This is a genomic window from Nocardia sp. NPDC003183 (assembly GCF_053590715.1).
Window position 1 is genome coordinate 425,769 of record NZ_JBSFTG010000002.1, and the last position, 25,320, is coordinate 451,088.

Annotated in this window: 18 protein-coding genes; 11 read left to right on the plus strand and 7 right to left on the minus strand. The window is 69.5% G+C overall.

Going from position 1 to position 25,320, the window contains the following annotated elements; translation table 11 throughout:
- Positions 1-41: 41 nt before the first annotated feature.
- Complete coding sequence (locus ACWDXS_RS09800; RefSeq protein WP_449964071.1) at positions 42-2,441, minus strand: arylsulfatase; 2,400 nt, start codon at positions 2,439-2,441, stop codon at positions 42-44.
- Between the two features lie 262 nt (positions 2,442-2,703).
- Between ACWDXS_RS09800 and ACWDXS_RS09805 the strand changes: the two genes are divergently transcribed.
- From ACWDXS_RS09805 to ACWDXS_RS09820, 4 genes are read left to right on the plus strand one after another with little or no spacing between them, the layout of a single operon-like run.
- The gene (locus ACWDXS_RS09805) at positions 2,704-4,281 is read left to right on the plus strand and encodes an ABC transporter substrate-binding protein (protein ID WP_387447077.1); all 1,578 of its coding nucleotides are present in this window, start codon (positions 2,704-2,706) and stop codon (positions 4,279-4,281) included.
- Positions 4,278-5,237, plus strand: coding sequence for an ABC transporter permease (locus ACWDXS_RS09810; RefSeq protein ID WP_378991318.1), 960 nt, complete (start codon positions 4,278-4,280; stop codon positions 5,235-5,237). Before ACWDXS_RS09805 ends, ACWDXS_RS09810 begins: the two co-directional genes overlap by 4 nt.
- Positions 5,234-6,094 (plus strand): ABC transporter permease, encoded by an 861-nt coding sequence (locus ACWDXS_RS09815; protein WP_378991320.1) that lies wholly within the window; start codon positions 5,234-5,236, stop codon positions 6,092-6,094. Before ACWDXS_RS09810 ends, ACWDXS_RS09815 begins: the two co-directional genes overlap by 4 nt.
- A complete protein-coding gene (locus tag ACWDXS_RS09820; protein ID WP_449964076.1) occupies positions 6,091-8,103 on the plus strand; it encodes a dipeptide ABC transporter ATP-binding protein in 2,013 nt (670 codons plus the stop codon). The genes ACWDXS_RS09815 and ACWDXS_RS09820 overlap by 4 nt, the downstream gene beginning before the upstream one ends.
- Before the next feature lie 50 nt (positions 8,104-8,153).
- On the opposite strand, the gene ACWDXS_RS09825 is transcribed toward ACWDXS_RS09820, so the two are convergent.
- The 4 genes from ACWDXS_RS09825 to ACWDXS_RS09840 form a co-directional block, all read right to left on the minus strand.
- On the minus strand, positions 8,154-8,309 hold the full coding sequence (locus tag ACWDXS_RS09825; protein WP_156677410.1) for a hypothetical protein: 156 nt from the start codon (positions 8,307-8,309) through the stop codon (positions 8,154-8,156).
- Between the two features lie 289 nt (positions 8,310-8,598).
- Positions 8,599-10,338, minus strand: a complete 1,740-nt coding sequence (locus ACWDXS_RS09830) for an NTP transferase domain-containing protein (RefSeq protein WP_449964081.1) — start codon at positions 10,336-10,338, stop codon at positions 8,599-8,601.
- A gap of 134 nt (positions 10,339-10,472) precedes the next feature.
- A complete protein-coding gene (locus ACWDXS_RS09835; protein WP_378632834.1) occupies positions 10,473-10,763 on the minus strand; it encodes an MGMT family protein in 291 nt (96 codons plus the stop codon).
- 4 nt (positions 10,764-10,767) lie between these two features.
- Complete coding sequence (locus tag ACWDXS_RS09840; protein ID WP_449964084.1) at positions 10,768-11,556, minus strand: alpha/beta fold hydrolase; 789 nt, start codon at positions 11,554-11,556, stop codon at positions 10,768-10,770.
- Between the two features lie 116 nt (positions 11,557-11,672).
- On the opposite strand from ACWDXS_RS09840, the gene ACWDXS_RS09845 reads away from it, so the two are divergent.
- The 4 genes from ACWDXS_RS09845 (at position 11,673) to nudC (ending at position 21,219) form a co-directional block, all read left to right on the plus strand.
- The gene (locus ACWDXS_RS09845) at positions 11,673-15,431 is read left to right on the plus strand and encodes an ATP-dependent helicase (protein WP_449964087.1); all 3,759 of its coding nucleotides are present in this window, start codon (positions 11,673-11,675) and stop codon (positions 15,429-15,431) included.
- Entirely contained in the window at positions 15,428-19,072 is a 3,645-nt protein-coding gene (locus ACWDXS_RS09850; protein ID WP_449964090.1) for an ATP-dependent helicase, read from the plus strand. The genes ACWDXS_RS09845 and ACWDXS_RS09850 overlap by 4 nt, the downstream gene beginning before the upstream one ends.
- A 150-nt stretch (positions 19,073-19,222) precedes the next feature.
- A complete protein-coding gene (locus ACWDXS_RS09855) occupies positions 19,223-20,278 on the plus strand; it encodes a potassium channel family protein (protein WP_379313152.1) in 1,056 nt (351 codons plus the stop codon).
- 47 nt (positions 20,279-20,325) lie between these two features.
- Entirely contained in the window at positions 20,326-21,219 is an 894-nt protein-coding gene (nudC, locus tag ACWDXS_RS09860) for an NAD(+) diphosphatase (protein ID WP_378991624.1), read from the plus strand.
- 9 nt (positions 21,220-21,228) lie between these two features.
- Here nudC and ACWDXS_RS09865 read toward each other — a convergent pair whose 3' ends face one another.
- Positions 21,229-21,462, minus strand: a complete 234-nt coding sequence (locus ACWDXS_RS09865; protein WP_143876199.1) for a mycoredoxin — start codon at positions 21,460-21,462, stop codon at positions 21,229-21,231.
- Positions 21,463-21,573: 111 nt separating this feature from the next.
- On the opposite strand from ACWDXS_RS09865, the gene ACWDXS_RS09870 reads away from it, so the two are divergent.
- From ACWDXS_RS09870 to ACWDXS_RS09880, 3 genes are all read left to right on the plus strand, one after another.
- Positions 21,574-23,730: an ATP-dependent DNA helicase UvrD2 gene (locus ACWDXS_RS09870; RefSeq protein WP_449964094.1), complete on the plus strand. Its 2,157-nt coding sequence runs from the start codon at positions 21,574-21,576 to the stop codon at positions 23,728-23,730.
- Between the two features lie 110 nt (positions 23,731-23,840).
- Positions 23,841-24,173: a hypothetical protein gene (locus ACWDXS_RS09875; RefSeq protein ID WP_449964097.1), complete on the plus strand. Its 333-nt coding sequence runs from the start codon at positions 23,841-23,843 to the stop codon at positions 24,171-24,173.
- 138 nt (positions 24,174-24,311) lie between these two features.
- Entirely contained in the window at positions 24,312-24,635 is a 324-nt protein-coding gene (locus ACWDXS_RS09880; RefSeq protein ID WP_378632852.1) for a WhiB family transcriptional regulator, read from the plus strand.
- Between the two features lie 64 nt (positions 24,636-24,699).
- Here the strand turns inward: ACWDXS_RS09880 and ACWDXS_RS09885 are convergent, their stop codons facing one another.
- Complete coding sequence (locus tag ACWDXS_RS09885) at positions 24,700-25,284, minus strand: helix-turn-helix domain-containing protein (RefSeq protein WP_379314618.1); 585 nt, start codon at positions 25,282-25,284, stop codon at positions 24,700-24,702.
- Positions 25,285-25,320: the final 36 nt, after the last annotated feature.

Consider the following 25,320-nt stretch of genomic DNA (forward strand, 5'->3'; position numbering starts at 1 on the left):
GGCCCGCGCGCAGCGGCGCCCGGCGAATGGGCGGCGGTCCGTTACTCCGCGGCGTACTCGGCCTCGCGCTCCACCGCGTCGATCGTGCGCTGCGGGACCTGCACGGGGCCGGGCGTGTAGGTGATCGCGCGCAGGCTCCCGGTATAGCGGAACGGTCCGCGGCGCTCGCGCAGATCCCACGAGACCGGACCGCGCGCGTCGACGCCGACGGAGATCCCGGTCCACGGTGCCATGCCGACCAGTTGCACCTGATCGGTGAGCTCCGCGAGCGGCGTGCCGTCGACCTGGATGGTGAAGTCCCAGCGCAGACGCGGCTCGATGGTGGCTCGTACGGTGATCTCGCGCGTCCCGATGGGCAGCGGCACGCCCACCGACGCGTACCGCCCATAGCTGTTCACGCCGAGCACTACTTCGCCGTCCTCGATGTAGAGCAGGTACCCGCCGAGCGGGTCACCGTGCGCCACGAGTACGCCCTCGTCACCGAGCCGGAATCCGGCCACCTCGGCCCGCTCCGCGACATCGGGCGCTGCGTCCGAAGCTCGCGATGTCGTGGGCGCCGTCGCGGCGGCGGGCGGTCGGGCCCCCGTCAGGTCGGCGGTGATGGTGAAGTCGCGGTAGGCGATGAGGCGCTGGGAGCGGTAGCGCTCGAGGGTGGGGGTGCCAGGGAGGAGGCGGACCGGCGCGGCGAACCGGGCTTCCTCGGGGCGGCGGTGATGCAGGTCGGCGCGCGTCAGCAGTGGAAAGACTGTGTTGGCCCAGGCCGACTCGTCCCATGCGGTGGCGAGTTCGGCGGCCTTGTCCGGGTACTGCGCCGAAAGATCGTGCAGCTCTGTGGGATCGGCGCGCACATCGAACAGTTGCCAGTTCGGCGCGTCGATGTCGGCGTCGGCCTCGTGCAGCGACAGCAGCTTCCAGCCGTCGCGGTAGAAGCCACGATGACCGGTCATCTCCGAGTACTGCTCGGTGTGGCGCGTCGGGGCTGCCGGATCGCGCAGCAGCTCGGCCGCCGAGATTCCGTCGAAGTCCTTGGCGGGCAGCCCGTTACGCACAGAAGGGCGGTCCAGGCCCGCCAGGTCGAGCAGGGTCGGCGCGAGATCGGTGACGTAGGCGTATTCGTGGCGGATACCGGAATCGGTGCCGGTGCGCGGCAACCCCTTCGGCCACGACACCACCAGTGGCACTCGCACGCCACCGGCGAAGGTCTGGCCCTTGTAGAACCGGAACGGCGTGTTGGACGCCTGACCCCAGCCGCGCGGGTAGTGCACGCCCAGCTTCGCGGTGCCGATCAGGTCCTCGTCGTGCGGGACATCGCCCACCCAGTCGGGATCGTCGACGTGGGCGAACTCGGCGAAATAGGAGCGCGTGCCCTCCGGTCCGCCCTCGGCGGTGCCGCCGTTGTCGGAGGTGAACACGATGATGGTGTTGTCCAGTTCGCCGAGATCGTCGAGCAGGTCGACGATCCGACCCAGGCTCTGGTCGATGCTGTCGACCATGCCCGCGTACACCTCCATGTACTTGGCGTAGCGCCGCTGCTCGTCGGCCGACAGCGAATCCCACTCCGCCGCTTCGTAACCCGGCTCGGTGTTGCGCGGCTTCTGCTCGGTGCCCGGCGGGAACAAGCCCTGGGCCAGCTGTTCGGCGAAGCGTCGCCTGCGCAGTTCGTCCCAGCCCTGGTCGTAGCGACCCCGATACTTGGCCTGATCCTCGGCCTTGGCCTGCAACGGCCCGTGCATCGCCACGTGCGCGAAGTACAGGAAGAACGGTTTCTCCGCATCGTGCGCGCGCAGATCCTTGATGTAGGACAGCGCCTTGTCGGTGAGATCGTCGGTGAGGTAATAACCCTCCGGGTACTCCTCCACGTCGACCACCGAGCTGTCCGAGACCAGCTGGTTGGGATAGTAGAAGGAGTTCAGACCCTCCAAAGACCCGTAGTAGCGGTCGAATCCGCGCTGGGTCGGCCAGGAGTCCCGATGCGCCGACGGGTTCATCGTGGCGTCGCGCACCAGATGCCATTTGCCCACCGCGTAGGTGGCGTAGCCGTTGCCGCGCAGGATCTCCGGGAGTGTGAGCACATCGTCGGCCAGTTCCAGGCGCAGGCCGGGGTAGCCGGGGTCGGCGTTGGCCACGAAGCCGAAACCCGCTCGGTGGCTGTTGATTCCGGTCAGCAGCGCCGCGCGTGAGGGCGAGCACAGTGGCGTGGTGTGGTAGTTCGAGAGTCGAACACCCCGGGCCGCGAGCCGGTCCAGGGTCGGCGTCTCGATCTCGGAACCGAACGGGCCGATATCGCTGTAACCCATGTCGTCCACGAGCACGACGATGATGTTCGGCGCGCCGGCGGGCGCGGTGGGGGGATACGTCCAATCGGGGGTCGACTCCGCGGACGTGCGACCGGCCGAGCCGCCGAAGGATGCGTAACCGCGAGCATGGGGTGGAACAGGCATTCTGGCAGTAAAGGCGACGTATCCGCTGGTCACCATGGTTATGTGCAGTGTGCGTGGAATCGGTGACCGGTCCGCCGCAACTTGTTAGCGTCACTGCCGTGCCCACGAATCAGCCACCCTGCTGCTGTTCGTGTCGCGTCCTGCGCGGCTGACGAACGCCCACGACGTTCGCGGCCGATCCGATGTGTTCCCTTTCCCGCGGTGCGCTGTGCACCCTCCTCGGCCCGCCGCGCGGGTCGATGCGTCTTCGAGGATCTTCACGATGAGTTCAACGCCCAGTGGCTTCGGCCGCCGAAACTTTCTGCGCACCAGCGGCATCGCCGCCGCGGCCATCTTCGGCGGTGCCGCGCTGGCGGCCTGCACCTCGGCGGTCTCGGAACAGAAAGCGGGCGGGGACGGCGCGACACCGGTGCGTGGCGGCACCCTGAAGGTCGGCATCCGTGAGGACCTGGTGCCGGCGAACCTGCTCACCAACACCGCCGCGACCCCGGTCGTGATCGGCCTGGTCTACGAGTCGCTGATCCGCTACCCGAACGACAAGCTGGAACCGCAACCATTACTGGCCACGTCGTGGCAGCTCGCCGCCGACGGCCGTTCGCTGAGCCTGGACCTGCGCGACGACGTGAAGTTCCATTCCGGGCGTCCCTTCACCGCCAAGGACGTGGAGTTCTCGCTGCGCACCTACGCCGACGCCAAATGGTCGGCGCAGCTGCGTAGTTCGGCCGCCGCCGTCACCGGGTTCGACATCGTCTCGCCGACGCGGATCGTGTTGCAGCTCGCCCATCCACTGAGCAACATCTACGACCTGCTCGACACCGTGCCGATCCTGGACAGCGAAACCGCCGACAAGCTCGGCACCGGCGACACCTATATCGGCACCGGTCCCTTCAAATATGTCCAGCGCGTGCCGAACTCGCAGTTGATCTTCGAGAAGAACCCGAACTACTGGGTGCCCGAGCGCCCGTACCTCGACCGGGTCGAGGTCTCGATCATCCCCGACCCGAACGCGCTGCTGAACGCGTTGAAGTCCGGTCAGATCGCCGCGGCGCGCGAACTCGGCTACCGCGATGCCGAAAACCTCGGCAAGAGCGGCGGATTCACGGTGCACGATCTCGAAGGCGCCGAGCTGCAAGCCTATGTCGGCGTCAATGTGACCGAACCCGCGCTGGCCGATGTCCGGGTGCGCCAGGCCATCGCCTACTCCCTCGACCGCGAACGCATCATCAACGAGGTGTTCCGGGGCGCGGGATATCCGCTGAACGTGCCGTGGCCCAAGAACTCGCCCGCCTTCGACGAATCCCGCAACACCAAGTACAACCGTGACATCGGCAAGGCCAAACAGCTCCTCGACCAGTCGGCGAGGCCGCCGAAGCTGCCGCTGACCTTCGCCCCCGGTTACGGCGAGGTCGCCCAGATCGTGCAGGCCAACCTCGCCGACGTGGGCATCGAGGTCGACCTCGACCCGGTCGACGCCGCCACCTTCGTCAAGCAGCTCACCGGCCAGCAGTTCCGTGGTCTGTGGGTCACCGACCATTCGTGGGCCCAGTTCGTCCCGTCGACTCTCACGGTGAGCGCCTACCCGTTCAACGCCCGCCGCAATGCCTCACGCTACGAATCGCCCGCCTACACCGCGGCCGCCGACACCGCCTGGCAGCTGGCACAGGGCACCGGGCCCGAAGCGGTCCGCGCCTATCAGGCCGTCACCGACCAGCTGCTCGAAGGGCTGTTCCTGATCGAGATCGGCGTGCGTTTCCAGCAGTACTCCACCGTCAACAAGGTGCACGGGTTCGCCTGGACCAAGCGGCGCGAGCCCGTCCTCACCGACACCTTCCTGTCATGACGCGCTACCTGCTGCACCGGCTCCCCTCGGCGCTGCTGGTGCTGTTCGGCGCCTCGGTGCTGATCTTCCTGCTGCTGCGGCTGGTTCCGGGCGACCCCGCCACCATCCTGGCGGGCAACGACGCGACACCGCAGACCATCGAGGTGATCCGCCACCAGCTGGGCCTCGATCGATCCATCCCGGTGCAGTATCTGCAGTGGCTCGGCGACGTGTTCACCCTCGATCTCGGTCGCTCCTACATCATCGGCGGCGAGATCACCGACCTGGTCGGCCGCGGGCTCACCAACACGCTGGTGCTCACGGTGACCGCACTGCTGCTGGCCGTGCTGGTGAGTCTGGTCGTGTCGGTGGCGTCGGTGCTGTGGCCGAGCCGCTGGCTCAATACTGTTGTCGCCGCGGCCAATACGATCGCGGTGGCGCTGCCGACGTTCGTGGTGGGGCCGCTGCTGGTGCTGGTGTTCGCCGTCGCGATTCCGGTGTTGCCCGCCGGCGGGGTGCCACCGGACGGCTTCATCGCCCGGCCCGATATCGCCGTGCAGTACCTGCTGCTACCCGCGATCTGCCTGGCGTTGCCGGTCTCGGCGGCGCTCACCCGCTTCCTCACCGAAGCGCTGCGCACCGAACTCGCGAAACAGTATGTGCTGACGGCACGTTCACTCGGGGTCGGATATCGCGAGATCGTCACCCGTGGCGCACTGCGCAACGCGCTGCCGACCATGCTCACCGTGCTCGGCATCCAGACCGGGCAGCTGCTCGGCGGTGCGGTGCTGGTGGAGGCGGCCTTCGTGTGGCCGGGGATCGGGCAGCTCATCGAGCAGGGGATCAGTCGTCGCGACTATCCGCTCGTGCAGGTGCTGTTGCTGCTGTCGGTGGCGGTGTTCGTGGTGATCCAGCTGATCACCGATGTCGCGCACGCGTGGCTGGACCCGCGGATTCGCATCGGAGGACGCTCGTGACCGTCACCAAAACCACTGTGGCTGTGGATGAATCACCACGGCACGAGGGACCTTTGCGCGCGCTGCGCCGTGGGCAGGGACTGGCCGGGGTACTGCTGGTCGCCGTGGTGGCACTGGCCGGGGTGTTCGCCGGGCTGCTCAGCTCCTACGATCCACTCACCCAGATCCCCGGCGCCAACCTGCTCGGCCCCAGCGCGCAGCACTGGCTCGGCACCGACCACCTCAACCGTGACGTGGCCGCCAGGGTGCTGGCCGGTATCCGGATCGATCTGCTGATCGCGCTGCTCGCCGTGCCGATCGGCGCCCTGGTCGGTGCGCTGGTCGGGCTGGCCGCCACCGTCCACCCGATCGCGGACGTGACCGTCCAGCGGGTGTTCGATCTGATCCTGGCCTTCCCCACCCTGATCTTGGGGATCACGCTCGCCGCGATCACCGGGCCCGGCTGGCACGCGGTGGTCATCGTGATCATCGCCGCCGAGATCCCGATCTTCGGCAGGCAGATCCGCACGGCGGTACTGGCCGTACGCGAACAACCGTTCGTGGAAGCCTCGGAGGTGATCGGCGCCGACACCTGGTGGACCCTGCGAAAGCATGTGCTGCCCAATGTGATCGAACCGCTCGGCGTGCAGTTCGCGCTGTCGCTGTCGGTGGCGGTGTTCATCGAAGGCGCGATGAGTTTCATCGGGATCGGTGTGCTGCCGCCGCAGCCATCGCTGGGTTCGCTGATCGCAGGCTCGATCGCCAACCTCGACGCCAACCCATGGATCGCGATCGGACCGCTGATCGTGGTGGCCGCGTTGACCCTGGGATTCCTGTTGATCGCCCAAGCATTGGGCCGGGCAAGGAGATTGGCATGAGCACACCATCCGACCAGCTCGACCCCGTGCTCGACATCGACGAGTTGACGGTGAGTTTCGGCGACCGGACGGTTGTCGACCGGGTGAGCTTGCGGGTTCGCCGGGGTGAAGTCGTCGCCCTCGTCGGGGAGTCCGGCTCGGGCAAGTCGCTCACCGCGCGATCGGTGCTCGGGTTGCTGCCGGAGACCGCGCGCGCAGGCGGGTCGATCCGGCTCGCGGGCACGCAGGTCGTCGGGGCCGCCGAATCGGCGTTGCGGGACCTGCGGGGAACCAAGGCCGTTATGGTCTTTCAGGAACCGCAGACCGCGCTGAACCCGGTGCAGAAGATCGGCACCCAGATCGCGCAGGCGCTGCGCGCGCACGGCGTGACCGACAAGGCCGCCGCGCGAACCCGCGCGATCGAACTGCTGACGGCCGTGGACATTCCGGAGCCGGACAAGCGCCTCGACTGGTACCCGCATCAGCTCTCCGGCGGGCAGAAACAGCGCGTGGTCATCGCGCTCGCCCTGTCCGGGGAGCCCGCACTGCTCATCGCCGACGAACCGACCACCGCACTCGATGTCACCGTGCAGGCCGAGATCCTCGCACTGCTGCGCACCCTGCAACGTCAGCGCGGGACGGCGATCCTGTTCATCACCCACAATCTCGGGGTGGTCGCGGAGATCGCCGACCGGGTCGTGGTGATGCGCGAGGGGCGGGTGGTCGAAGAGCAGACGGTGTTCGGGTTGTTCGCCGAACCGGGCGAGGACTACACGCGGACGCTGCTGGCGGCGGTGCCGCGGTTGCCCGCGGTGTCGTCGCGGGAGGGAGATCCGGAACCTGCAGCCGATGCGGATGGTGAGAATCGGGTTGCCGCAGGGAATGCTGAGGTCAGCGAGGCTGCAGTCGATGTCGATGCCGATGCCGATGCAAGTGCCGGTGCCGGTGCGACGGGTGACGGTCGGTCGACGGTTCGGCGTGCGGCCGCGGACAACGGCGAAGCTGGTGAGGTTGCCGATGTGGTCGACGCGTCCGATCGCGTCGACCCCGAGACGGAGGCTCTCGCGGACGAACCGGACGACAACGCCACGGCAGAACCTTCGGAACGCGGTGTTCGCCGGATCCTGCGGCGGGTCGTCGTGCGTGGGCCTGCCGTCGTCGCGGAAAAGGGTGGCGGGCGAGGGGAATCCGAATACCGCGACGTGCTCCGGATCGACGATCTGTCGGTGGTGTACCCGGGCCGCCACGGCGGTGCGTCTTTCCCCGCGCTACAGGATATTTCGATCACTCTCGGGCCCCGTGAAGTCCTCGGGCTGGTCGGTGAGTCCGGGTCGGGCAAGAGCACGCTGGGCCGCACTGCGCTCGGGCTCGTCCCTGCGACCTCGGGACGGGTTGAGCTGCAGGGTGTTCCGTTGGCCGGATTGTCGCGGCGCGAACTGCGTGGACTGCGCAAGCATGTCGCGCTGGTGCATCAGGATGTGAGTGCCTCCCTCGATCCGCGACGCACTGTCGCCGACTCGATCGGCGAACCGTTGCAGGTGCATCGGGCGGCATCGGGGACTCTGTTGCAGGCCAAGGTCGAGAACCTGCTCGAATCGGTGCGACTACCGAGGGATTACGCGCAGCGCAGGCCGGGGGAGTTGTCCGGCGGGCAGCGTCAGCGGGTGGCGCTGGCTCGCGCGCTGGCCTTGGCGCCGCGCCTGCTGGTGGCCGATGAGCCGACCAGCGCGCTCGATGTGTCGGTGCAGGCGCAGGTGCTCGACCTCTTCGCCGACCTCCGTGCCGAGTACGGCTTCGCCAGCTTGTTCATCAGTCACGATCTGGCCGTGGTGCACCAGGTCGCCGACCGGGTTGTGGTGCTGCGGCAGGGCCGGATCGTCGAAACCGGCGAGGCGCGCGCGGTATTCGCCGCACCGGCTCAGGAGTACACCCGCCGCCTGGTCGACGCGGTACCCGTTCCCGATCCGTCGACGGCTCGGCGTGGGCGGGACGGATCCGGGGCAGGCGCGCTACTGAGCATCGGGGCATGACGTGGACGAGCCGCCGGTAGCGATACCGGCGGCTCGTCGACTCACGTATTTCAGTGATGGCCGGGGCGGCGCTGTTCACGCCGATCGTCCTGGCCTGCTCGCGTCATCCCTTGCGAGTCCTGCCCCTGCTCCTGCCGCTGCTCCTGCTGCTGGCGCGGCATCTGCTTGGGCATTTTCTTCGGTGCTTTTTTAGACTTGTCAGCCATCTCCACACGGTCCTTTCCGAGGGATAAGTGATTAAGCCTTCAACGCACTGTCCGACGCAATCCACCTCGCGTGCGGGGCGTCCCACGCCTGACCCGTCCAACAATAAGCACCATTACGGCGCGAGGATAGACCTGCGGCAAAAATAGGTTTCTGACCTGTGTGAATGCGGCGTGTCAAGCATGTGCGGACGTGCTCCGGCCAATTAATCCGGACTTCGCCGTTCTGTGACAATGCGAGAATTGCGGCGAGTGCGCGAGATTCGACCTCGGCCATTGTCAGGAGTCGCGGTCAGGAGGGGAGCGGGATGAATTCGACGATCGAGCCGTCGGTGGCATTCGGGGGGACGATGACCAGGCCGTCGCGGTCGATCAGGCCGGCGAGGTGGGCGGTGCGGACCGTGGGGTCGCCGAGCCAGCCGCCGTCGGGGGCGTAGCGGGCGGGGGTGATGCGCTGGACCGGGGCGGTGATGTCGGCGGCGTTGTGGAGCGAGCCGAGGATTCTTCGGGGGAGGGCGGAGCCGGTGCGGGCGGCGACGATCGCGGGGGTGAGGGCGAGGAGGACGGCGATGGCGGCGAAAGGGTTGCCGGGAAGGCCGAGGACGGTCTGGCCGGTGGGGAGTTCGGCGACGACGGTGGAACCGCCTGGGCGCAGGGCGAGTCGGGGAACCAGGACGCGGGCTTCGGCTCGGGCGATGGCGGTACGGAGTTGATCGGCCGCGCCGCCGCCGGTGGCGCCGACCACGACCAGCAGGTCGAAATCCGAGGTGCCGGTGAGCATGTCGTCGAAGCCATGGGCGGTGTCGCGCAGATGGACTCGGTCGGTGACGCGAACGCCGCAGCCCGCGAGCAGATCCGGCAGGACGGGCCCGATCGAGTCGCGGGTCTGGCCGGTCTGGAGCGGGCCGGTGCTGCGAATCTCGTCGCCGGTCATGACAATTCGCGCACGCACCGGTCCGCGAACCGTACCCGTGGTGACCTCCACCGAGGCCGCTGCCGAACGCAGGGCGGCGGTGACCCGGGTGCCCGCCGGTGCCACGAGGTCGCCGATCTTCCTGTCCTCACCGCTTTTTCGGACATCGCCGCGGATCGGGCTGTCGGGCAGGCGGGCCAGCTCGTCGCCGGTGATCGCGGCGAATTCGTCGCGCACCACCGACGTGGTGCCGTCCGGAACGTGGGCGCCGGTGGCGATGCGCACCGCCTCGCCGGGGAGCAGGCCCGCCGGCCGCGCCCCACCCGCGAATCCGACGTCGCGGCGCAACTGCCACGGGCCGTCGCCACACACGGCGTAACCGTCCATCGCCGAGACATCGAAGCGGGGAAGTGGTCCCGCGGCGGTGATCGCGGCGGCCAGCGCGGCACCGGAGACCTCGTCCAGCGCGGCCTCGTAGGTGACCAGGGGTGTCAGGCCGGAACCGATACGCTCGCGCGCTTCGGTGAGATCGAGGCGGTCCGACGCGCGGTCGGTGGCCAAGGATTCGCGTGCGCGCCGGACCTCTTCCTCGGTATCGCAGTCGGCGATGTCGGGCAGCTCGACCAGGACGGTCTCGGCGGGCACGATGGCCTTCATGGGCTGGTTCACCAGTGAATCCAGTCCGGCCAGTGCCGCCACCAGCGCACTGCGTCGCCAGACACCGACGAGGTATTGCGGGCGACCGGAAGCATCGATCGCGAAAACGGCGTCAGCGGTGGACTCGGTTGCGCTGCGCAGCAGTTCGTGGACGGTCGCATCGGTCAGGAAGGGCATGTCGGCCGCGAGCACGACGACCAAGGGCGCGGTGGAGCCGAGTGCGGTGAGCCCGGTGCCGATCGCCGCGACCGGGCCGGAACCCGGTGGCACCTCACGAACCTGCCCGAACCGCGCATCGAGTTCGGGGCGATGCGGACCGACCACGACGACCTCGGCACAGTCGCGCACGGCATCCAGCGCGGCATCGAGCATCGACCGCCCACCGATCATGATCGCCGGTTTGTCGACCCCACCCATCCGACTGGCTCGCCCACCGGCGAGCACGATCGCATCGGCGGTCATCGGCTGACTCGGAATCGGGTGATCGGCACGAAAGTCATGCTAGTAGGCGCGGCCCCGATGCTCGAGACCCCGCAGCTGCGCGGGCCGCTCCCGCCGGGAAGTCCGTGGCGGATGCGGAGCAACGATCGGCGTGCTCAGAGACGCGCCGTCCGCAGAACGACCCGGCCGTCGACGATCGGCACGCCCTCCTCGCCGAGAAGCCGGAGCTGACGAGCGGCCAGGTGGGCGGCGGGACGTCCGGACGCGCCGATGACACGGTGCCACGGGAGGTCGGCGGAATCGGTGCGCATGATCCAGCCGACGGTGCGGGCCGAGGACAGCCCGGCCGCGGCGGCGATATCGCCGTAGGTGGCGACCCGGCCGGGCGGAATCGCGGCGACCAGTTCGCGGACCTTCTCCACCTGTTCCTCCGTCGTGACGGCCATCGGGCTACAGCACCGCGGCGATCAGCGCGGCCGTGTCGGCGGGGCGGGCCTGGGCGACCATGTGGTCGCAGTCCCAGACCTCGGCGGTGAACGTGTCGAGGTGGGCGGTGAGGGCGTCGAGGAACTCCGCGGTGACATACGGCGGCTGCACCTTGGCGGCGCGCACCAGCACCGTCGGCAGGTCGGCGGGCGGCAACACGAACGGTCGCGCCAGCTGACCCCAGTACGAGGTGATCGCCGGTTGGAAGATGCGCCAGCCGACCCGGCCGCCCTCGGTCGGCACGAGGTGCTCGGCCAACTCCCGTTCCAGCACCTCGGGATCGACCTCGTCGGGTCCCCACGCGCTGACCTGCTTGTCGGAGCGGGCTTCGGCGAGATCGGTGTAATCGGGGGAGGCCAGGTTGGCGAGGGCGACCTGCTCGATCAGCTTCGCGTCGATGCCGATGGCGGGATCGAGCAGGACGAGCGCCCGCACGAGGTCGGGGTGCTGCCGGGCCAGATAGATACCTGCGGCGCCGCCGAAGGAGTGGCCGACCACGACGACCGGGCCGTCGGTCTCGGCGCGCAGCAGCTGCGCGAGATCGGCGACGATCGTTTCCAGATCCCAGGGCGGCAGCGAGGTGGAGCGGCCGTGTCCGCGCAGGTCCGGGGCGATGATCCTGGCCTGGGGCAGATGCTCGGTGGCGAGGGTCTCCCACCGGTTGCCATGGCCGGTGAGACCGTGCAGGGCGAGGACGGCGGGACCGTCGGCGGGGCCGAATCGGTGCACATGAAGCGACGACACGACTGCCATTCTGGCCGGTCGCGCGCGGTCTCGCAGTACGGCCCTCGCGGTAGGGGTGCGCCGGTGTGTCGGACTGGTCTGTTGCAATAGCCGATGTGGTGCGATCGGATAGCTCGGTGCGACTCGTGCGCCGGACAACGCGGGCGCCCCGGCCGCGGGCCTGGGGCGCGTCCGTTCGCGCGCTGTTCGCCGAGCAGGCCCAGCCCGCGCCGCCGCGCCCCGGGTGGCGACCCTGGCAGGTGATGGGCGGGCCGGGGACGGGCAAGACCGCGCTGCTGGTCGACCTGGTGACCGCGCGGATCGCCGACGGTGCCGACCCGGCGTCGGTGCTGGTCCTCACACACACCAAGCACGCGGCCGCGGCGTTGCGGGATGCGATCACCCACCAGCTGGGGCCCGCCGCGGGTGGTATTCCGGGCGCGAGCCGGGAACCGATGGTGCGCACGCTGCACTCCTACGCGTTCTCGGTGCTGCGCCGGCACGCGGATCTGCACGGCAATCCGCCGCCGCGGCTGCTCACCGGCGCCGAACAGGACGCGGTGCTGCGGGAGATGCTGCGCGGCGATCTCGCCGACATCGAAGCCGGGGCGGGCGGTTTGTGGCCGCCGCGATTACAGCCCGCACTGGCACTGGGCGGGTTCGCCGAGCAACTGCGTGACCTGATGCTGCGCGCGACCGAGCGCGGGCTCGGCCCGGAAGACCTGATGGCGCTCGGTCGCGAGCACGACAACGACGCGTGGGTGGCGGCCGGGCGCTTCTTCCAGCGGTACGAACAGGCCTCGATGCTGCGGTGGTCGGTCGGTGTCGCCGCGCCGGAGGCCACCGCGCCCGCGCTCGACGCCGCGGAACTGGTCGGCGCGGCGCTCGATGCCCTGGCCGGCGACCGGAATCTGCTCGCCGCCGAACGGGATCGGATCCGCTACCTGCTCGTCGACGACGCCCAGCACCTCGACCCGCAGGCCGCGACACTCGTGCGCGCCATCGGCAGCGGCAGCGCGAGCACCGTTGTCACCGGCGACCCGGACCAGGCCGTCTTCACCTTCCGCGGCGCGGATTCGCACTTCCTCACCGACCTCGACACCGTCGCGCAGCGGCGAATCATCCTGCGTCACAACCATCGCAGTGGCGCGCCGATCCGCTTGGCGAATGCGCGCATCGCGGCGAGGTTGCCGGGGAGCGCGCGGCACCGGGTACTGCCGGGACAGGAGAACGAACCACCCGAGCCCATGGGGCAGCCCGTCGTCGGCCAGGACCCGGCACTCGAGGGCGCCGTCGATCTGTTCGCCCACGCCGGTCCGAGCGCCGAACCAGATCTGTGGCCGGTGCCGCAGGACCTGCCGCCCGAGGACGAACCGCCGCCCGAGGACGCGTGGACGCCCCCGGCCGATCTGCCTCCCGCCGACGAGTCGAGTGTGCGGGTGCGGGTGTTGTCGACGCCGGCGAAGGAGGCGGCGCTGATCGCCGACCATCTGCGCCGCGCGCACCTCACCGATGGTGTGCCGTGGTCGGCGATGGCAGTGATCGTGCGGTCGGTGCCGTTGTCGCTGGCGCCGTTACGGCGGGCCCTGCTGGCAGCCGGGGTGCCGGTGCGCAGGCCCGCGGTGGCCGAGCCGTTGGCACGCCGGCGCGGGGCGGCGTGGATGGTGCTGGCGCTGCGGGTGTTGCTGGCGGGGGATGCGTCGCGGCCGGGCTCGCGCCGGGCGATCGATGCGATGTTCTCGTCGGACGACGCGATGGATCTGCTGTCCGGGCCGCTCGGCGGGGCCGACCAGATCGCCCTGCGTCGGTTGCGGCGCGGTGTGCGGCGCAGCGTGCTCGACCTGGAACGCACGGGTGCGCTCGCCGAGCCCTTGGTCGATGGAGCCGACCAGTTCCTGCTCTGGGACGAAGCCGTGCCCGCGCCGGAAATCGCTGAACCCGAACCGGATCCGATCGACGACGAATGGTTGCCGCCCCCGGACCCCGAGGATCCGCTGCGCCCGGAACCCGAACCGGACTGGGACATCGCCGAACGGCTGCCCGACGATATCGACCTCCTCGATGCCGAAAACCCGCCCGCCGCGCACACTGTCGTGGAAACCGTGCGCCCGGAGTCGCCCGCGGTGCCGCTGGTCGATCAGTCCTCGGCCGAGGTGCTGCGCGACCTGATCGTCGGTATCGGCGAGGAACGGCTGCTCGACGGGCTCACCGAGGTCGAGGCGGCGCCACTGCGCCGCGTGTTGCGCGCGGTGGCGAAGGCGAAACAGACCCAGGCCAGGGGGCAGGGGCTCGAAGACGTGCTGTGGACGTTGTGGACGAATTCGCGGCTGGAGCGACGCTGGTTCCGGCAGTCGCGACGTGGCGGGGCGCCGGGCATGCAGGCCGACCGCGACCTCGACGCGGCTGTCGAATTGTTCGATGCCGCTGCCGCTTACGTCGACCGGTTGCCCAAGGCGAGTATCGACGGTTTCGTCGAATATCTGCTGCACCAGCAACTCGCGCAACAGGGTAGGCCGCTGACCGCCGAGGGTGAGGCGGTGACCCTGCTCAGCGCGCACGCCGCGGCGGGCCGGGAATGGGATGTGGTGGCGGTCGCGGCCGTGCAGGAGGGCATCTGGCCCAACCCGCGCTCGCGGGGCACGCTGCTGCACACCGAGGATCTCGTCGACCTGGTCGCCGGGGTCGATCCGAGCGCGACCGTGAGCCGCGCCGCGCCGATCCTGGCCGAGGAACGCAGGCTGCTGCTGGTGGCGTGCAGCCGCGCGCGACGGTCGTTGCTGGTGACCGCCGTCGAATCCGCTGCGGGAGACCAGGATCTGGTGCCCTCGCGGTTTCTCACCGAACTCGTCGGCGACGACGACAGTGGCGAACCCGGCGCGCTGCCGGTCGCCGATCCCGGACGGGCGCTGGTGATGCACGCGCTCGTCGCCGAACTGCGCGGGGTGGTGTGTGATCCCGGTGCCGACCCCGAACGGCGTGACCGCGCCGCACGGCAGCTGGCGCGGCTGGCCGACGCGGGCGTGCCAGGTACCGACCCCGGCGACTGGTACGGCACCGCCGAACTCAGCTCGCAGCGCGAACTCTGGGACGACGACGATTCCCCGATCGGGTTGTCACCGTCGACGGTCGAACTGCTGCGCACCTGCCCGCTGCGATGGGCGCTGGAACGCCACGGTGGCACCGACGGTGACAACCCGCACGCCGTGAAGGGCAATCTCGTGCACACGCTCGTGCAGGCGCTGGCGGGCGATGTCCCCGAGGCGCAGGTGCGGGCGGCGCTGGATCAGGCGTGGAAAACGGTCGACCCGGCCGACGGCTGGCATTCGCGCCAGGAACTACGCCGCACCGAGACGATGCTGGAGACCTTCCTCGCCTGGGTGCGCACCACGCGCGGCGAGCTCACCCAGGCCGGGGTGGAGGTGCCGGTGGACTGTGTGCTGCCCGCGCGCACGGAAGGCGCACGGGCCGTGCGCATTCGGGGGCGCATCGATCGGCTCGAACGAGATGCGCAGGGACGCTTCGTCATCGTCGACGTGAAGACGGGCAAGACGCCGGTCAGCGAGAAGGCGGTGGCCGATCACGCGCAGCTGGCGACCTACCAGGTGGCCGCCGCGCACGGGGCGCTGGACGAGGACGAGTCCGACGAACCTGCCCCCGTGGCCGACCCCGGTGGCGCGCGGTTGGTCTATGTCGCCAAGCCGAACCGCAAGACCGGCGCGGCCGAACGGACACAGAGCGCGCTCGACGGCGACGGCCTAGAGCAGTGGCGCACCACCATTCACGACGCGGCCGACGCGACGCGCGGGCCCGGCTATCTGGCGGTGCGCAACGACGGGTGCAGGCACTGCCCGGTCGCGGGCAGTTGCCCGGTGCAGGACACCGGACGGCAGGTGACCGACGAGTGAGCGGTGTGCGCGTCACCCCGCAACGGTTGGCCGACGCGCTCGGCCTGCCGCCCCCGACCGATGAGCAGTCGGCGGTCATCGCCGCGCCGCCGGAGCCGACGCTGGTCGTCGCGGGTGCGGGCGCGGGCAAGACCGAGACGATGGCCGCGCGCGTGGTGTGGATGGTGGCCAACCAGCTGGTCGCTCCGGACGAAGTACTCGGGTTGACCTTCACCCGAAAAGCCGCCCAGCAGTTGACCTCCCGGATCCGGACCCGGCTCGCCCGGTTGGCGGGTGCGCCGCTGCTGCGTGAGATCGATCCCAGTGGCGCGTTGCGCACGATCGTCGCCGGTGCCGAGCCCGAGATCAGCACCTACCACTCGTACGCGGGCAGGCTGCTCACCGCGCACGGACTGTTGTTGCCGGTGGAGCCCTCGGCGGCGCTGCTCACCCAGACCCAGTTGTGGCAGCTCGCGCACGAGGTGGTGCGTTCCTGGGACGGCGATCTCGACACCGATCGCACGCCGGTCTCGGTGACCGAGGCGGTGCTCGCCCTGTCCGGGCAGCTCGCCGAACATCTGGTGGAACCGGAGCAGTTGGCCGAGGCACACGCGGAGCTGGAGAAACTCGTCTACACGCTGCCCGCGGGCCCCCGGCAACGCGGCGGACCGAGCCAGGCACTGGTCGGCGTGGTGACCGCGCAACGTGAGCGCGTGGCCCTGCTCCCGCTGGTTCGCCAGCTCGCCGACGCGCTGAACCGCCGTGGCGCACTGGATTTCGGCTCCCAGATGTCGCTGGCCGCGCAATTGGCTGTCGACCATCCGGAAGTCGCCGCCGCCGAACGCGCGCGGTTCAAACTGGTCCTGCTCGACGAATACCAGGACACCGGACACGCGCAACGGGTGCTGTTGTCGGCGCTGTTCGGCAATGCCGAAGCGGTACAACGAGATCGGCAGCGAGAGCCGGTGCGGATCCGGGGTGAGGAGCACCCGCCTCGAACACGCGAAGCCGACACGTTGTTCGCGATGGATGAGCGCGAAGATGCCATCGCGGGCACCCGGTCGCCGGCCGATCACCCTGGCGCGCGGATATCGAGCGCCGGTGCGCGTGGCGGCGAACGGCCGGCCCGCGATGGCAGCAGTCGCACCGTGCCGGGGGAATCCGCCCCGCTCTCGCGTGCGCTCGCGGTGACGGCGGTGGGTGACCCGATGCAATCCATCTACGGGTGGCGTGGCGCCTCGGCGGCCAACCTGCCGCGATTCGCCACGGACTTCCCCGCTGCGCCAGGGGTGCCCGCGCCGGTGTTGCCGCTGCTGACCAGCTGGCGGAACCCGCCCGAAGCGCTGGCGCTGGCGAACCTGGTGGCCGATCCGCTGCGGGCGGTGGCGCGGGCGGCCGGTGGGGCGACCGTGGACGCGTTGCGGGCCAAGCCGCAATCGCAGACGGGGGTCGTCGAGTTCGCGCTCACCGAAACCATCGCGCAGGAGCGGGACTGGATCGCCGAGCGGATCGCGCGCGAGTGGGCGACGGCGCGGGAGAACGAGGGTCCGCCGCCCACCTCGGCGGTGCTCATCCGGCGCAATGCCGATGCGGCGCCGCTGGCAGAGGCACTGCGCGAGCAGGGATTGCCGGTGGAGATCGTCGGGCTCGGTGGGTTGCTGGCGACGCCGGAGGTCGCCGATATCGTCGCCACTCTGCGCTTGATCGCCGAGCCGGGGACCGGAAGCGCGGCGGTCCGCATTCTCACCGGGGCCCGGTGGCGGATCGGGGTGGCGGACCTGGCCGCACTGGCGCGGCGAGCGCAGATGCTGTCCATCAGCAGCGGGTCGGGTGCCACCGACACCATCACCGACGCGGCCGGACTCGCGACGGCGTTGCGCGAGGTCGCGCCCGAACCGACCGAGAAAGCCGGTCTCGCCGACGCCATCGCCGACCCCGGTGCGGCGGACCAGTATTCGGAGGCCGGGTTCGCGCGGATCGCTGCCCTGAGCGAGGAACTGGCCGCACTGCGCGAACGCAGTGGGCAGCCGCTGGTGGAACTCGTCGCCGATGTCGAACGGACGATCGGCGTCGGGGTGGAGACCCAGGCCAGGCGGGCGATCGCCGGTGGCGGCGCCGGACGCGAGCACCTCGATGCCTTCGCCGAGGTGGTCGCCGGGTACGCGGCCGATTCCCGGGCATCGCTGAGCGGCCTGCTCGCCTTCTTCACCGCGGCGGAATCGGTCGAAAACGGTTTGGAGCCAGGCGAAGTCGAGGTCGCGCGCGACCGGGTGCAGGTGCTCACCGTGCACGCCGCCAAGGGTCTGGAATGGGAAGTCGTCGCCGTGCCGCACGTGAGTGCCACGGTGTTCCCGTCGACCACCGCACTGAGCACCTGGCTCGGCGCGCTCACCGAACTCCCCACCACGCTGCGCGGCGACCGCGCCCAGCCGGACGCGTCCGAGGGCGTGCCCGTCCTGGACTTGAGCGCCGTGGGTGACCGCTCCGAACTCGAACACGCGATCGCCGACCACAAGGACGCGCTCAAGAGCCGCCGGCTCGACGAGGAACGGCGCCTGTTCTATGTGGCGCTCACCAGAACCGAACGGGTGCTGCTGGTTTCGGCCTACTACTGGCCCGAGACGGGGACCTCGCAGAAGGGTCCGTCGGATTTCCTGCTCGAGCTCAAGGAGGCGAACGAGAACCTGGGCAGCGAGGCCTACGGCGTCGCCACCGTCGCCCGCTGGGACGACAAGCCACCACCGGACGCGGTGAACCCGTTCGCCGACAACCCGCCGACCGCCCCGTGGCCACGCGACCCACTGGGCAACCGTCGCGATCCCATCGAACAGGGCGCCGCCCTCGTCCGCGAAGCACTCGACGAATTGCGCAGCGGCACATCGGTGGCCCACAGCACCGCCGACGATCAGGCCGAGATCGACGACCCCGAGGGCTGGGTCAACGATGTCGACGCCCTCCTCGCCGAATTCACCGCCGCCGAGCTCGCCGAACAGCAGGTGGAACTCCCCGGCCAACTCCCCGCCACCGCCCTCGTCGAACTCCGCGCCGACCCGACCCGGCTGGCCGCCCGTCTGCGCCGCCCGCTCCCGTACCCCCCGAACCCGATGGCCCGGCGCGGCACCGCCTTTCACGCCTGGGTGCAATCCTGGTTCGGCACCGAACAGCTGCTCGGCCTCGACGAACTGCCCGGCGCCGCCGACAGCACCACCGAAATGGGACGCGCCGACCAGGAACTCGCCGCCATGCAGTCCGCCTTCCGCCGCTCACCGTGGGCGCACCGCAATCCGGTCGACGTGGAAGTGCCCTTCGAAACCAGCATCGCGGGCACGGTGATTCGCGGTCGCATGGATGCCGTCTTCGCCGAACCCGGCGGCCGCTGGATCGTGGTCGACTGGAAGACCGGCGCCGAACCCGGCCCCGCCGACGAGCCCGCCGTCGCCGTGCAGCTGGCCGTCTACCGCCTCGCCTGGGCCCGCCTGATGGCCGCGCGCACCGGCGAGACCGAGGACCGGATGCTCCAACGTGTCGGCGCCGCATTCCATTACATCCGCTCCGGCCGCACCATCGCCCCCGCGCGACTGGCGGGCCCCGCCGAGCTGGAGCGCCTCATCCGCGACGCCGCACCGGAAAACGCCGACACCGATCCACACGAGGTTCACTGAGCCGATAGTGTTGCGGTTGCCGCCGGGTTTTCGGCCGCCTTGATCTGGACTGACCAGAGGGTGCGACGAAGGAGTGCCCGGCGGGAGGGAAGACCAAGGTACCCAGGCCGAAAACCCGCGGCGCCAGCCGCCAGAAATACAGGAGCAGGCATGTTCGGTGACACGCGCAACCCGGTCGGGTTGAGCAGCAGTCCCGACTACGCCCTGGTCGGTCTGTTGCGGATCCCGGCGGCGCAGTCCAGCCCGTGGGTTTCGCTCACCCGTCGCGTGTTGTTCGCGATCGCACTGCTGTTCACCGCCGCGACAGTGGTCTACGTCGGCCGCCACGGCTACAGCGACAACACCGGCGACGAGCTGTCGTTCCTGGACGCGATGTACTACGCCACGGTGTCGCTGTCGACCACCGGCTACGGCGATATCGCCCCGGTGACCCCGTCGGCGCGGTTGGTGAACATCATCGTCATCACCCCCCTGCGCGTCCTGTTCCTCATCGTGTTGGTCGGTACCACTCTCGGCGTGCTGACCGAACGGTCGCGGCAGGCATTCAAGATTCAGCGATGGAGGCACACCGTGCGTAATCACACCGTCGTCGTCGGCTACGGCACCAAGGGCCGGACCGCGATCGATGCGATGGTCGGTGACGGGATCCAGGTGTCCGACATCGTGGTGGTCGACACCGATCCCATCGCGCTCGAGGCCGCTGCCGCGGCGGGCCTGGTGACCGTGCACGGTTCGGCGACCAAGTCCGATGTGCTGCGACTGACCGGTGTGCAGCGTGCCGCCGCGGTCGTCGTCGCCACCAATCGCGACGACACCGCCGTGCTGGTGACGCTCACCGCGCGCGAACTGAACAAGACGGCCAAGATCTCGGTGGCCATCCGCGAAGCGGAGAACACCCACCTGGTCCGCCAGTCCGGCGCCGACTCGGTGGTGGTGTCCTCGGAGACCGCGGGCAGGCTGCTCGGTATCGCCACCACCACGCCGACGGTCGTGGAGATGATGGAGGACCTGCTCACACCCGAGCAGGGCTTCGCCGTCGCCGAACGCGAGGTGGAGACGAGCGAAGTGGGCGGATCGCCGCGCCATCTCAGCGATATCGTGCTCGGTGTGGTGCGCAACGGCGCGCTGATCAGGGTCGGCGAACCCGAGGTCGATGCCCTCGACACCGGCGACAAACTGCTCTACATCCGTCGCGCCGGAAAGTAGTCGGCCGCCCGGGCGCACCCGCACCCGCGCCTTCGCTCTATGCTCGGATCGTGTCGTTCCGGCTGAAAAACGTTCCGCTGCTGTCACGTTCCACCATCGACCGGGCCGAGCACGCCCGGCTCGATCCCGGCGCCCTGCGCGAAGGGTGGGGGAAAGCGAAGATTCTGCGTATCGACGCGCGGGGGAAAGTGCGGGTCGAGGACGGCAAGATCGTCCTCGACGCTGCCGTCTCGGTGGCGCAGGAGCCCGGTGAGGGCGCGGTGTTCCTCGGTGCCGCCGATGGCAGCCACCTGTGGGCGGTGCGAGCGAACGATCTGGACGGCACCCTGAAGGATCTGCGAACCCTCGGCGCTGTCGACGATTTCACCGCGGAACTGCTGTCCACCGCGTACGCGCTGCTCAACTGGCACGATCGGGCCGGGTATCACGGCGGCGACGGCACGGCGACCACGACGGCGCGCGGCGGTTGGTCGCGGCTGACCGCGGCAGGCGAGGAAGAGTTCCCACGGATCGACCCCGCCGTGATCTGCCTGGTCCACGACGGCGCCGATCGGGTGCTGCTGGCCCGTCAGCAGAGCTGGCCGGAGACGATGTTCTCACTGCTGGCAGGCTTCGTCGAAGCCGGTGAATCGCTGGAGCACTGCGTGGAACGCGAGGTCCGCGAGGAGGTCGGTGTCGACCTGCGCGAGATCGAGTATCTCGGCAGCCAGCCGTGGCCGTTCCCGCGCTCGCTGATGGTCGGCTTCGCCGCGGTCGGCGACCCCGCCCAGGAACTCGTGTTCTCCGATGGCGAGATCGCCGAGGCGCACTGGTTCACCCGCGAGGAGGTGCGCGCGGCACTGCGGCTCGGCGACTGGTCGGCGCGCGAACCCGGCGCCCGGCTGCTCGTCCCCGGGTCCATCTCGATCGCGCGCTCGATCATCGAGTCCTGGGCGGACTGACGCGGCGAATCAGGCCTGCTGGGCGGCCAATGCCTGCTTGACGGCGGCCAGTGACGGGTTGGTCGCGGTGGAGCCGTCGCGGTACTTGATCGTCGGCACGACGTGGTTGCCGTTGTTGACGCTGCCGACGAACTCGGCCGAAGCGGGATCGTCCTCGATATCGATCACCGAGTAGGTGATGCCCGCCTCGTCGAGCTGGGTCCGCAGGCGCCGGCAGTAGCCGCACCAGGTGGTCGAGTACATCGTCAGATCTGGGTTTGCTTCAGTCACGCGATGTGCAACGTCGCGAGGTGGCGCTGTGTTCCTTGCCCCTGCATCCGCGGGCGTCGCGGCATGTTGTCGGTGGGCGCTGTCATGATGGTGCGCGTGCCAGCACTCGATCTCACCGCCCTCGACCCGGAACAGGCCGCCGCGGTGCGGGCACCGAGGGGGCCGGTCTGTGTTCTCGCGGGGGCGGGGACCGGTAAGACCAGGACGATCACGCATCGGATCGCGCACCTGATCGCGGGCGGGCATGTGAAGGCCGACCAGGTGCTGGCGGTGACGTTCACCGCACGCGCGGCGGGGGAGATGCGCAATCGGCTGCGCACGATGGGACTCGGGGGCGATGCCGGGCAGGTGCAGGCGCGCACCTTCCACGCCGCGGCGCTGCGGCAGTTGCGGTATTTCTGGCCGCAGGTGGTGGGGGATGTGCCGTGGCGGTTGATCGACAGCAAGTTCCCCATCGTCTCGCAGGCCGCGCAGCGGGCGGGGCTGCGTGCCTCCACCGAAATGGTGCGCGACCTGCTCAGCGAGATCGAATGGGCCAAGGCGTCGCTGATCGCCCCGGAGGACTATCCGGCCGCTGCCGCCAGACATCATCGTGACGCGCCGGTCGACGTCGCCAAGGTCGCCGAGGTGTACCAGGGCTACGAATCCGCGAAAGCCTCCGCCGACGGCCTGCTGCTCGACTTCGACGACCTGCTCCTGCACACCGCGGCCGCACTCGAGGACTATCCGGCCGTCGCCGACGAATTCCGCGGTCGCTATCGCAGTTTCGTCGTCGACGAATACCAGGACGTGACGCCGCTACAGCAGCGAGTGCTCGACGCGTGGCTGGGCGAGCGCGACGACCTGACCGTGGTCGGCGACGCGAACCAGACCATCTACTCGTTCACCGGGGCCACCCCGTCCTACCTGCTCGATTTCTCCCGGCGCTTCCCCGACGCCACCGTGGTGCGGCTCGAACGCGACTACCGGTCGACACCCCAGGTGGTGTCGCTGGCCAACCAGGTCATCGGTGCGGCGCGCGGACGCATCGCGGGCACCCGCCTTGCCCTGATCGGTCAGCGGCCCGACGGGCCCGAGCCGGAATTCGCCGAGTACGCCGACGCGCAGGCCGAGGCCGTCGCGGTCGCCGGACGGATCGAGAAGCTGATCGCCGCCGGAACACCGGCGTCCGAGATCGCGGTGCTGTACCGGACCAACGCGCTGTCGGAACCGTTCGAACAGGTGCTCGGGGCGCGGGAGATCCCGTTCCAGGTGCGCGGCGGCGAGGGGTTCTTCCAGCGTCAGGAAGTGCGGCAGGCGGTGTCGGCGCTGCGCCAGGTCGACGCCCGCGACGATCTGCCCGACGCGGCGCGCAGTGGGTCGTCGCTGATCACGCTGGTGCGGGCCGCGCTGGCGCCGGTCGGGCTGACCGCGGAGGAACCGGCCGGTGCGCAGGCGAAGGAACGCTGGTCGGCGCTGCTGGCGCTGGTGCAGCTCACCGAGGAACTGGTCAGCCACGACGACGACATGGATCTCACCGCGCTGCTGCGCGAGCTCGCGACCCGCGCGGAGGCCAAGCATCCGCCGATCGTCGACGGTGTCACTCTGGCTTCGCTGCACGCGGCGAAGGGCCTGGAATGGGACGCGGTGTTCCTGGCCGGGCTCACCGACGGCACGCTGCCGATCTTCCATGTGCTCGGCCGGAAGAACGCGCCCGTCGACGAAGCGGGGCTGGAGGAGGAGCGCCGGCTGCTCTACGTCGGCGTCACGCGGGCACGCGAACATCTGAGCCTGTCGTGGACCCAAAGGCGGCTGCAAGCGAGCGGTGACTATCGGCCGGTGACCCGGTCGCGGTTCCTCAACGGGTTGATTCCGGACAGTTCGGCGGCCTCGCGGATCGCCGTGGAAGTCCCGGTCAAGGCCGACACCCCGCGTCCACTGTGCCGGGTGTGCCTCAAGCCGCTGATCGGCACCTATGCCACTATGCTCGGCCGGTGCAGGCGCTGCCCGGGCGAGGTCGACCCGCAGCTGCTCGAGGCACTGAAGGAATGGCGAGCCGAGAAGGCCGAAGCGTTGCAGCGGCGCGACTTCGTGGTGTTCACCGACACCACCCTCACCGCCATCGCCGAACAGCTGCCCGCCGACGACGCCGCGCTGGCGGCCATCGCCGGCATCGGCGCGAAGAAGATCGAACAGTACGGTGCCGATGTGCTCGCCATCGTTGCGTCACGTTTGCGGGCAACAGCACAAAACCCCAGGTAGAAAATAAGTTGTTCGGTTCTCGATCATTGCCTATGGTGGAGAACACGCACCGAGAGTGATCCCGGTGCGCGGTAATTGTTCACACACGAGTTCAGGAGGGAGGCAGACACATGAACACGAACACGAACACCACGTTCGATGCGATGAGCAATCGCGTCCTGGTGAACGGATTTGTCATGTCCGCCTCCCGGGGGGTCCTCGCTCTGCAGGGGACCGGCCTGTCCGGCGTCGATGCCAAAGCTGTGCCGATGACTGTCGTTCATCAGCACACTCCGATTCGTCTCCAGGACAAGCCCAACGTGGGTTGGCAGCCGACCGCCGTCGCGGCACCGGCAGCAATCGCCGAGGAAGCCGGTTACGCACCGGAGTTCACCGGCGCAATCCGCCTCCGCGTCCACCCAGCGACCGTGATCAGGTCTCGACAGAAATGTCGAACTAGGTAGGGAACACCTCCCAGACCTCCTGGCCACGGATCGCGAGAAGCGAAAACCGTGGCCATCTTTATTTCGGCTCCTCAGCCGTTGGCACCGGGTTCGCACACCGAACATTCGACCGCTGCAAACGAGCTGAAGGAGAACGACGTGTTCACCGCCCAGGACTGGCCGACGGCCACTACTGACGTGACATGCCGAACCGTGGCGCAGACCCCTCGCGTCCGTGAGGTCACCAAGACTCTGCCCTGTAGGGGCGGAAACCCCGATCTGTGGTTCGCCGAGAGCCCCACCGATCTCGAGCAGGCCAAGGAACTGTGCGCGGCCTGCCCGATCCGCAAGGGCTGCCTGACCGCGGCCATCGATCGTGCCGAGCCGTGGGGCGTGTGGGGCGGTGAGATCTTCGACCAGGGTGTCGTGATCGCCCGCAAGCGCCCCCGCGGTCGCCCGCGCAAGGTCGCGATCGTGGCATGAACCCGGGAAAAGGGTTGTACCGCAAGCGAACCGCTCACCTCGTCATGGTGAGCGGTTCGTTTTGCTATATGCGGGATGCGCGTTTGACGGTGCGACCGTCGGCGACGGCGAGGACCAATGTGGTGGTGTCCGGGGAGTGCGCCCACCACCTGTGCTTCTCACCCGCGCGGCAGTAATAGGTGTCACCGGCGCCGAGGTCGTGTTCGGTGCCGTCGGCGATCAGGGAGATCCGGCCGCGGATCACGTGGATGATCTCGTCGGATCGGTGGACGAAATCGCGGTCACCGCGATCGGTGCCGCCGGTGAATTCCAGGGCGCGCAGGTCGCGGTCACCGTGGACGAGGGACCGGACGGTGCCCGCACCGGGCTCGGTTTGGGGCAGGGCGGTGTCGTCGGCGGCGCGGACCACGGCCGCGGGCGCGGTGTCGTCGGCCGCGGCCAGCAGGGCAGTCGCGGTGGTCGAGAGGGCGTCGGCGATCAGCTGGAGCGAGCGCAGGCTGGTGTTGGTCCGGCCGTTCTCGAGTTGGCTCAGAAATGACTGGGACAGACCGGTTTCGGTGGCAAGGCGGGCGAGGGTGTATTCGGCGGCGAGGCGCCGATCGCGGATCACGGTGCCGAGTTGCCGATTCCGGATGTGCTCACTGGCCACTGATCGCCTCCGTGTCCTCGGTCCTGGCTGTGCGTG

Coding starts and splice junctions, on each gene's coding strand:
- ACWDXS_RS09800 (WP_449964071.1), bottom strand. CDS start 2,441: ATGCCTGTTCCACCCCATGCTCGCGGTTACGCATCCTTCGGCGGCTCG.
- ACWDXS_RS09805 (WP_387447077.1), top strand. CDS start 2,704: ATGAGTTCAACGCCCAGTGGCTTCGGCCGCCGAAACTTTCTGCGCACC.
- ACWDXS_RS09810 (WP_378991318.1), top strand. CDS start 4,278: ATGACGCGCTACCTGCTGCACCGGCTCCCCTCGGCGCTGCTGGTGCTG.
- ACWDXS_RS09820 (WP_449964076.1), top strand. CDS start 6,091: ATGAGCACACCATCCGACCAGCTCGACCCCGTGCTCGACATCGACGAG.
- ACWDXS_RS09825 (WP_156677410.1), bottom strand. CDS start 8,309: ATGGCTGACAAGTCTAAAAAAGCACCGAAGAAAATGCCCAAGCAGATG.
- ACWDXS_RS09830 (WP_449964081.1), bottom strand. CDS start 10,338: ATGACCGCCGATGCGATCGTGCTCGCCGGTGGGCGAGCCAGTCGGATG.
- ACWDXS_RS09835 (WP_378632834.1), bottom strand. CDS start 10,763: ATGGCCGTCACGACGGAGGAACAGGTGGAGAAGGTCCGCGAACTGGTC.
- ACWDXS_RS09840 (WP_449964084.1), bottom strand. CDS start 11,556: ATGGCAGTCGTGTCGTCGCTTCATGTGCACCGATTCGGCCCCGCCGAC.
- ACWDXS_RS09855 (WP_379313152.1), top strand. CDS start 19,223: ATGTTCGGTGACACGCGCAACCCGGTCGGGTTGAGCAGCAGTCCCGAC.
- ACWDXS_RS09865 (WP_143876199.1), bottom strand. CDS start 21,462: ATGTACTCGACCACCTGGTGCGGCTACTGCCGGCGCCTGCGGACCCAG.
- ACWDXS_RS09870 (WP_449964094.1), top strand. CDS start 21,574: ATGATGGTGCGCGTGCCAGCACTCGATCTCACCGCCCTCGACCCGGAA.
- ACWDXS_RS09875 (WP_449964097.1), top strand. CDS start 23,841: ATGAACACGAACACGAACACCACGTTCGATGCGATGAGCAATCGCGTC.